Consider the following 2,269-nt stretch of genomic DNA (forward strand, 5'->3'; position numbering starts at 1 on the left):
AGTCTTAGAAGCTGCTTAAACTATATGTCTAACTTTATTGGGTCAGATCAAGTTTACCTACAGTCTGGAGGGTGGGTATCATCCCATCCTAGTTTACCGAATATGGCTCATATTCTTTAATGAGCTGTTTATATTGGTCTTTATTCATGATTGGAATCCCTTTTTGCAGTTCCTCCTGCTTGTATGCTTCAAGTTTACCAACGTCTATTTGGTAGAAAGTATGAATGATCTTGGCGTGCTCAGGCCTTCCGATAAAAATGGATAACGTACCATCTTCCCTCATCCCAAGGTAACCATTCGCTTTTAAAAGCGGCGATATGTCATTTTCAATTTTCTTCATGACAATCTGCTCTTCATTTTGATCGATCACTATCCATCCTTCATATTTTGACCAAAAGTCCTCCATCGACCAAATTGTTTCTGTCAATTTCTCTTCACTTAATTCACCATCCAGATACATACGCTGAAGAATGACCTTCCTTTCAATAGGATCATTTTCCTTTTGAACGGTTTCTTCGGCAAAAACGGTTAGGCAAATTGGCAATATGAAAAGCGTCATGAAAAATTGGATTCTAAGTTGATTAATCAATATATTCACCTCTTAAGGCGTTTACTTTTTATGTAGTTTGACCCCAAATAAGGATTATTAACCAGAAAAAAATCAAAAAGAGCTGACTCCATATTGGGTCAGCCCACTTATTATTTTAAGTGATTTTCGTGAATGTTAAGGTTATCGAACATGTCATTGGCATCCAAAATGATCATTTCCCGCGTATCGCCATCCCGAAGATTGTTATCAAGTGTCATCGTCCTGAAATAGACACCTTCATCGGTGGTTACATATAGGGTGCGGCCATTTGTAAGGGGTCCGATTTCTCTCCTGATTCTCTCTTTAACATCTTTTGCCCGGCTGTAGTCATCAAGCCTCAAAGCTACCAGCATTTCATCTTTCATGATGACTGTCCTGGCATCGATGACCGGCTCCGCTTTCTTGGCGATACCATTAACTTGATCGGCAAAAGCACCTTCATAAGAATTATAATAAGATGATTTTGCCTTAAGCGGTTTACTTTCATGTCCATGGTAGTTACGGTCACTCTTACTGTACGCATCATCTTTATCGTATAAACCTTGCACTATATTCTCATAATTGATGTTGCGTACCAATGCATCTTTTTCATGGTACCCTGTATTATTCGTTATATTTTCATTTTCCGCTGTATCATTATTAGCACATCCAACCAAACTGACGGCAGCCAATACCGTACAAAGCGGATGTGCCCATTTTATTTTCTGCACCAATAACCCTCCCATTGCAATAGAATGAGCTATATTCCGCTCATAATTAGCATGGGTGTCGAACGGGAAATGTACTCTGTAAGATACGGCCAAAAACCCGTTTTAATTCCTTTTAAGGGAAGAAATCCTTTCCTTCAATTTTTCATTCATCTCCATTCGCTTCGAAAATCCTTCCACGGACATTTTCCAAACCGAATGAATCTGGGAAGAACTTTTATTAAGACGATTCCATTCACGGAAAATATCGGTAGGATAAGTTAACGCATATAAAAATGCCGGGTCTGACTGATACCTTTGCAATTGCGGAACTTCCCACATTTCGGTGGCCGCATCTCCCAAATGAGGCATAATACGATTTGCATACTGTAAATAATCAATGCACCTCGGGGCATTCGCCATTAAGTCAAAATCGATTAACGTCAAAGTGCCGTCCGCTCTCCGCAAGAAATTATGGTGGGCACAATCACCATGAATGATGACTTTCTTTTCCTTATTCCATAAAGACTGATTTTTATCAAACCCCTCTAGCGACCATTCACCCCATCTAATCCATTCCTTGATAATATCTTCGGAAACATATTGGCGAACATAAGAAAAGTTCTTTTTAAATAGTGATAAGCGTTCTTTCCACTTTTTTGATTGATTGAACACAGGAGCGTTAATGGAGACATGTTCCGACACATCATGGAAGCTTTCCAGTAACTGAATGCCCTCTAAGCGGTCCTTATGATTGGAATATTTGAATTTTTTCTTACTCGGTGGAAAATAGTCCATACTGCCATACCATTTCCCTTTAAATTGAAAGGGCATTAGATTCTGATGAATATAATACGTTTGATGAAATCCCTTTTGTTTTAATAAAGAAGTCAATTCCCTTTGCCGATCCCATTTTTCAAAACTGTCGAATCCTTTAAGGATCATAGGATGACCCTTTTCAAAAGTTAATAAATAGACACTGCTTTGAATATGG

3 protein-coding genes are annotated in these 2,269 nt (G+C 38.7%); all 3 read right to left on the reverse strand.

Annotated elements, in window-relative coordinates; all coding sequences use genetic code 11:
• Positions 1 to 88: 88 nt before the first annotated feature.
• Complete coding sequence (locus ACFVSH_RS25655) at positions 89 to 598, reverse strand: BofC C-terminal domain-containing protein (protein WP_387604457.1); 510 nt, start codon at positions 596 to 598, stop codon at positions 89 to 91.
• Between the two features lie 101 nt (positions 599 to 699).
• A complete protein-coding gene (locus ACFVSH_RS25660; RefSeq protein ID WP_387604459.1) occupies positions 700 to 1,299 on the reverse strand; it encodes a YhcN/YlaJ family sporulation lipoprotein in 600 nt (199 codons plus the stop codon).
• A 102-nt stretch (positions 1,300 to 1,401) separates the two neighbouring features.
• The coding region (locus tag ACFVSH_RS25665; RefSeq protein ID WP_387708580.1) for a phosphotransferase at positions 1,402 to 2,269 on the reverse strand (868 nt) is incomplete at its 5' end.

Source organism: Peribacillus sp. NPDC058002, assembly GCF_042886655.1.
GTDB classification, from domain to species: domain Bacteria; phylum Bacillota; class Bacilli; order Bacillales; family DSM-1321; genus Peribacillus; species Peribacillus aracenensis.